The sequence below is a fragment of the Priestia sp. P5_B4 genome (genome assembly GCF_056400385.1).
Window position 1 is genome coordinate 1 of record NZ_JBFULJ010000170.1, and the last position, 6,320, is coordinate 6,320.

The following is a 6,320-nucleotide window of genomic DNA, read 5'->3' on the forward strand; positions in this document are numbered from 1 at the left end:
GCATGTGATCAACCGTTCGTTTTTTTTGTTATGGTGAATATAGTTTCATCTGTCTTGTTCCTTCTAGCAGGTGATTGGAGGGCAAGGTGAAGACTCCTGCGGGAAAAGCGGAACAGGTGAGACCCCGCAGAAGCGCAAGCGACGAGGAGGCTCAGCGGCTGCCCGCGGAAAGCGAAGCCTTGCACGGAAATAGCTGCGGTGTCAYAAGCGGTTCAGTTCATGTATCTCATTTGTTCGTCTTTAGGCTGGATTCATTTCGTTATGTCTTCAACCTCTTTTTAATTTTTCCAATATAGTCAGTTCAAACGATAGCTTGTCCAAATGATCCTGCTTTTTAAGAAAGAAGCCAAGGAGCATAAGGAACTTGCTTCCACTCGTGTTTTAACATGCCATAAATCACAAGGTCATGGTAGTGATCATATAGGTATTCACCTTCTCTGCAAATGCCTTCTTCTGTAAAACCTAGACGCGCAGGGATGGCTTTACTTTTTTCGTTATTAACGCCGCAGCGTATTTCGACTCGATGAAGGTTTAACGTATTAAATGCATAATTCAGGCATCCGTGTACGGCTCTYGTCATAATACCTTTTCCTTGAAAATCATGTCCAATCCAATAGCCAAGACTTGTACTTTTGTTTCCCCAATTAATTCCGTGAAAACCAATCATCCCGGCGATTTCTCCGTAGTACCGAATGATGGCCTGGAATCCTTGGTTATTATAATATTGAGCTCTCCATTCAGGGATGAGTTCATCGTAGTCAGCAATACTTTGCATGCTATCTACCCATGGGAGCCATTCTTTTAGGTAAGGTCTTGACTCGTTAATAAGAGAAAGCAAGGGGAAAGCGTCAGTTGATTCAATCAAATGCAAACTAACTTCGTCATCAATTTTGTATTCAAACATACGAAAGCCTCCTGTGATGATGGGCCTGCTGAGATAAGCGTAGCGTGTAGGCAGTTCTAACATCTAGTTTTTCTTTATTCTACCACAAGTAACAAAGAGGAGAGCGAGGAAGTTTAGGCTAAAAGTAAATAACGCATAAAGTCGATAGGATTTTAATGATTAAAAAAATTAATAATTGAAAGCACTTTTATCAATATTTTTACAGAAAAGAAGTATATACAGTGATACAATGGAAGAAGCGATAAGGCGTTGTAAGTATACATACTTTATAACAAACATGATATTGGATTGATAAAAGCAGGTGGTAAAAACATGGATGTACAACTATTAATAACGGTATTTGCACTCGGGTTTTTCGGGTCATTTTTAGCAGGTATGCTTGGAATTGGAGGATCAGTTGTTTTGTACCCGCTGCTGCTATTTGTTCCGCCTCTTGTAGGAGTGGGAATGTTCAGCGCGCACGAAGTAGCTGGTATAGGAGCCRTACAGTCGCTGTTTGCGTCTGTTTCAGGAGCTCTTGCTTACAAAAAGGGCGGCTATTTGAATAAACCGTTAATTTTATATATGGGTATCAGCGTCTTAGTTGGCAGTCTCATTGGTTCAACGCTATCAAACTCGTTTTCAGAAGGAATGATCAATTTCATTTACGGCGTGATGGCAACAATTGCTGCAGGATTAATGTTTATGCCCAAAAAAAATAATCCAGCGGCCGATTCATTCGAAGTGACGTTTTCAAAACCTTTGGCAGCAGCTCTGGCGTTTTTAGTTGGAATTTGCGGGGGGATTGTCGGAGCAGGAGGCGCATTTTTACTTGTTCCTATTATGATTACCGTGTTAAAAATTCCTGTGCGCGTAACGATTGCAAGCTCATTAGCCGTGACGTTTATTTCGTCTATGGGAACAACATTCGGTAAAGTAATGACGCATCAAGTCCTTTTGCTTCCGGCGCTTATGATTATTGGAGCAAGCTTACTAGCAGCTCCAATCGGCGCTTTTGTTGGGCAAAAGACGAAGGTAGCGTCGCTGCAAGTTATCTTAGCGATCGTTATTACGGCGACTTCGCTGAAAATATGGTTTGATTTACTAATGAAATCTATTCATTAAAAAAAGCTGCCTTTTTAAGGACAGCTTTTTTATTTTGGTGTTGATGACACAAGGTGAGCGACTAAAATATAGCGTTCAGGTGCTGAACCAACGTAATTAAACGGATAACAGGTGCTGACGGTTAAAGTGGCTCTAGGCTTTGGTACAATAACAGTCCGGTCATCCGCATCAACGATTCGTACTTTGTTCACTTTGTATGTGAAGGTGCCTGCTGCCGTGTCCACCACGAGCGAATCGCCTTCACCCACGTCGCCAAGCTTACGAAAGACCGTATCGCGATGTCCTGATAGAACAGAATTGTCGTTTTGACCAGGCAGCACGCTTCCCGCAAAATGACCCACGCCTTTTTCTAATTCATCTTCGTTCGTACCGTGATAGATCGGCAGCTTAGCGTTTAATTTAGGAATATATAATTCTCCCATTAAATCACCGATTTTTGGCTGCTTTGGGTAAGACACATTTGACACTTTCGGCTTTTTTTCCGGGCTAGCAGTACGAGAGTGTACCGTTTTTTTAGCTTCAACAGCAGAAGCTTCAGCAGAAGAGTCCGCTGTTGAAGCGTCCTTGCTTTTAGAAACTGAAGCTGCGGCTGGTTCTTCTGTATCCATTGTTTTAAATGCCAAATAGCCTCTTGCAAATTTATAGGCGTTTGTGGTCGTAAACCAAAGACCAAAGCAAATGACGGCGGCTAAAAGGGAAAGAACAATCAACCGCTTTTTGCGATTGATTGTTCTTCTTGTTTTTCTTGGTTCCATTTTATGCACGTCTCACTTTGCGGAAAAGAACAAAGCCAGCTGCTACAAGTACTAATCCAATTAATGTATTTGTTGCATAATTAGAAGCCGTTTCAGGAAGTTTTCCGCCTTTAACGGTTTTTTGTACAACGCCATTCGTTTGTTTCTTCACCGGTTCTTGTTTCTTTTCTACTGCTGATTTTTGCGCTTGAGCTGGTTTTGCTACAGCTTCAGCAGATTTTTCTACTTCTTTTCCTGTGTCTGTGATGATATCAGAATTAAACATATYGCCTGTGATCACCATGTCTGCTAAAAATTTACCGTCTGTTGTATAAAGAGAAATTTTTAGACTGGCATTTTTTAATTCTTCTAAGTTGATTAAATCAGTAAGAGAAAGCGGTCTTTCATTTCCGCCTTGTACAAGTGCGAACTTAGCGTCTAAATGGAAGATTGATAGCATTTCTTTATAAATAGACATTAATTCAGCGATTTGATCAGCAGATAATTCTGTTGCTGTATCAAAATCTTCGAATGCCGCTAAGCGCTCGCCTAATTGATCTAAGCGGTTAAGCGTTGCTTCATTTGAAAGCTCATCTTCTAACGATGTAAAATGTGCTTCAATTCGATTTAATTCTTCTGAAGTTAAGCCTAATTCAGACTGCATAAACGATAGTAAGCCGCTTAAATCTTCTTCACTTAATAATTCATCATCGTAAGAAGCGTCTTCTTCATCATATGACTCATCATCTTCATACCAGTCGTCGCCCTCTAGATAGAAGCCAACATCCTCGTATAAATCATCTAGGTACACATAGTCGTCTAAGCTTTGACCGTTCTCTTTTAACAACGCATTTAAGCTTGTTTTGTCTAAGTCAAAATCTGCATACACATCTTGCACGTTATGTAAGTCAGCTGCAATTGGTTCACCTAAAAAATCTTCTAAATCTGCGATTGTATCGTAGTTTTCAAGACTATGGTCATACAGTGAAAGTGAATATTCAACGTCGTCTTTGGTTACTTCAAAGCCTCGCGTTTGGCTTACCGATTTTAAATACTTGTTGAAATCTGCGTCAAATGTTGACGCTGCTGCGAATGAAGATGTTGGAAATACGCCAACAAACAGCAGAAATGATAATAATATTGCCCCCAGTTTTTTCATCAATTTTCTCCTTTTTTTACGTTTTCTACAAGATTATATAGGAAGAGTTATAAATTTACAATATATACTTATATTATATATACCTTGAATATAGTGGTAATTTAAGGGATTTATAGAACTATATATTTTGAGAACACCGTACGAAAGGGAGTGGAAAGCCCTAGATAGAAAAAGGAGGAAATAAAGAAAAAGGTTTATAATTTTTTTTTACAGAGGCAGAAATATAAAAAAGTATCAAAAAAGAACAGCACTTAGAAGCTGTTCTTTTTGAAATGATATGTAAGCCTTAGCATAGATAGTTGAAATTCGATACCGTTCCGCTTTAGAAAAAGGTGGTTACGAGTTATGATTTTAGTAAGGATAGTGAAGAAAAGTGAGAGCGCGGTTTTGTCAGCTCTATTTTGATTCCTTTTAGCCTTAAACGTTCTACAAACTGTTTGCGTTTTTTTCGCTTTTCATGCGGGGATTGATTCATATTTGCCTCATCCTCCATATTTAGTCAAGTAGCTAACATATCATTATCATAATCAAAAGATGACGGTTACACAATAAACATTCTCAAATATTCACAAAGATTTAAAATTTGTTACATTGATAGTGTACATGTACCCCATTCTCTTTTTTTATAACATCTCAATGTGCTGTTTTTAAATTGAAGTTTTGTAAATCCTGTCGCAGGCTAAAAAAAGCGCTGACTTTTATATTTTGATTCACTGTGCTTAAAAGCTATACTAGTAGTGCGTATAGAAAAGAGTAAACCGAATTTTTACATCTCATCTATTCGTATACAAAAAAGAAAGAGGGATTTTGATGAAAACAGAACAGCAGTATTTTGAAGAAGGAAAATCAATCCAAACATATATGAACGACATGAGTACATTAAAAGAGGAAAGTTTGGCTGTTTATGAACAATTTCAGCTTCCTAAAGATGGACTGGCTGACAAATTAAAGGCTCACAAGCTTCATTTCTTAGCGATTACTGAAGATTGGTGCGGAGATGCGATGATGATTAACCCAATCATTCGTAAAGTAGCTGAAGCTGCCGGTATCGATGTGCGCGTTGCACTGCGAGATGCAGACACCGAATTAATTGACCGTCACTTAACAAACGGAGGACGTGCCATTCCGATTATTTTAATTTTTAATAATGAAGGGACGTTACTTGGGAAGTGGGGCCCCCGTGCTCCCGAAGTTCAGCAAATCGTCGATGAGCTTCGTGCCACGCTTCCTTCAAAAGAAGATCCTTCGTTTGAAGAAAAACAAAAAGAAGTCTTTTCTTCGTTACGAACAAGATATAAAGAAGAACCGGCTCTTTGGTCTTATGTTTATAACAGCTTTAAAAAAACGGTATTAGCTGTTGTGAAATAACTTAAAAAAGCAGGATAAAATGAAGCGCTCATTTTATCCTGCTTTTTTTCTGGTTATTGCAACAAGATCGTTTGTATATCACTTTAAGGGAAAGGCAGCTCTTATGAATGTTAGTGTTCAAAACGCGTACTTTTAATTAAAAAAACGCACAAAATTCTAAAAATAAAAATATTTTTTATTCAAAACGCGTACTTTTTAACTTGATGATGATATAATAACAAATAATAAATGAAGAAAGGGGGCGCGTAAATGAATGGAAAAGCTTTTGGTTAGTATTTTTAAGCAGCATTTTTAAAGTTCAAAATGAATTTTATTTTTTAAATTTAATGAAAGCGCTTAATAACTCACTTCTCAGAAAATATAGAAGAAAGGTGTTAGATACATGAATAACTTACATAGAAAAATGGGAACGTTTTCTCTCATGATGGTTGGCCTTGGATCTATTATTGGATCAGGATGGCTGTTTGGAGCATGGAGAGCTGCTCAAATTGCAGGCCCTGCAGCAATTGCTTCTTGGATTATTGGAATGGTTGTTATTTTATTTATAGCTCTTTCTTACAGTGAACTAGGATCGATGTTTCCAGAAGCAGGAGGTATGGTTAAATATACGCAATACTCGCACGGCTCATTTCTTGGCTTTATTGCGGCTTGGGCAAACTGGATTGCAATCGTATCGGTTATTCCTGTTGAAGCCGTTGCTTCTGTTCAGTATATGAGTTCATGGCCGTGGGAGTGGGCGAAATGGACAGGCAGTTTAGTAGAAAACGGGATTCTTACCGGAAAAGGCTTGGCTATTGCTACAGGACTATTAATCATTTATTTTCTTCTAAATTATTGGACCGTAGGCTTATTTTCGAAAGCTAATTCACTTATTACTGTTTTTAAGATTGTAATTCCAGGGCTTACAATTGGTGCTCTTTTATTCGCAGGGTTTCACGGAGGAAACTTCTCTTCTGCAGGAGGCGTTGCTCCAAATGGATGGGCAAGCGTTTTGACAGCTGTTGCTACGTCTGGGATTGTGTTTGCTTTTAACGGTTTTCAAAGCCCTATT

At 38.6% G+C, this 6,320-nt stretch carries 7 protein-coding genes and 1 pseudogene; 4 read left to right on the forward strand and 4 right to left on the reverse strand.

The genetic code is table 11. From position 1 onward, the window contains the following. Positions 1–70 precede the first annotated feature (70 nt). Positions 71–282 (forward strand): annotated as a pseudogene (locus AC1DRF_RS14130) (hypothetical protein). A 52-nt stretch (positions 283–334) separates the two neighbouring features. Here the strand turns inward: AC1DRF_RS14130 and AC1DRF_RS14135 are convergent. Then, entirely contained in the window at positions 335–904 is a 570-nt protein-coding gene (locus tag AC1DRF_RS14135) for a GNAT family N-acetyltransferase (RefSeq protein ID WP_043981430.1), read from the reverse strand. Between the two features lie 312 nt (positions 905–1,216). Between AC1DRF_RS14135 and AC1DRF_RS14140 the strand changes: the two genes are divergently transcribed. Continuing rightward, a complete protein-coding gene (locus AC1DRF_RS14140) occupies positions 1,217–2,008 on the forward strand; it encodes a sulfite exporter TauE/SafE family protein (protein ID WP_477740967.1) in 792 nt (263 codons plus the stop codon). 29 nt (positions 2,009–2,037) lie between these two features. Here AC1DRF_RS14140 and AC1DRF_RS14145 read toward each other — a convergent pair whose 3' ends face one another. From AC1DRF_RS14145 to AC1DRF_RS14155, 3 genes are all read right to left on the reverse strand, one after another. Beyond that, complete coding sequence (locus AC1DRF_RS14145) at positions 2,038–2,763, reverse strand: class D sortase (RefSeq protein WP_043981431.1); 726 nt, start codon at positions 2,761–2,763, stop codon at positions 2,038–2,040. Between the two features lies 1 nt (position 2,764). Then, the gene (locus AC1DRF_RS14150; protein WP_477740968.1) at positions 2,765–3,901 is read right to left on the reverse strand and encodes a processed acidic surface protein; all 1,137 of its coding nucleotides are present in this window, start codon (positions 3,899–3,901) and stop codon (positions 2,765–2,767) included. A 343-nt stretch (positions 3,902–4,244) separates the two neighbouring features. Beyond that, the gene (locus AC1DRF_RS14155) at positions 4,245–4,376 is read right to left on the reverse strand and encodes a hypothetical protein (protein WP_013057845.1); all 132 of its coding nucleotides are present in this window, start codon (positions 4,374–4,376) and stop codon (positions 4,245–4,247) included. A gap of 335 nt (positions 4,377–4,711) precedes the next feature. On the opposite strand from AC1DRF_RS14155, the gene AC1DRF_RS14160 reads away from it, so the two are divergent. Together AC1DRF_RS14160 and AC1DRF_RS14165 are read left to right on the forward strand one after the other, a co-directional pair. Continuing rightward, positions 4,712–5,269 carry a thioredoxin family protein gene (locus AC1DRF_RS14160; protein WP_427075971.1) on the forward strand — a complete coding sequence of 186 codons (558 nt, stop codon included), beginning with the start codon at positions 4,712–4,714 and terminating at the stop codon, positions 5,267–5,269. A 382-nt stretch (positions 5,270–5,651) separates the two neighbouring features. Beyond that, on the forward strand, positions 5,652–6,320 hold a 669-nt coding region (locus AC1DRF_RS14165; protein ID WP_477740969.1), incomplete at its 3' end, for an APC family permease.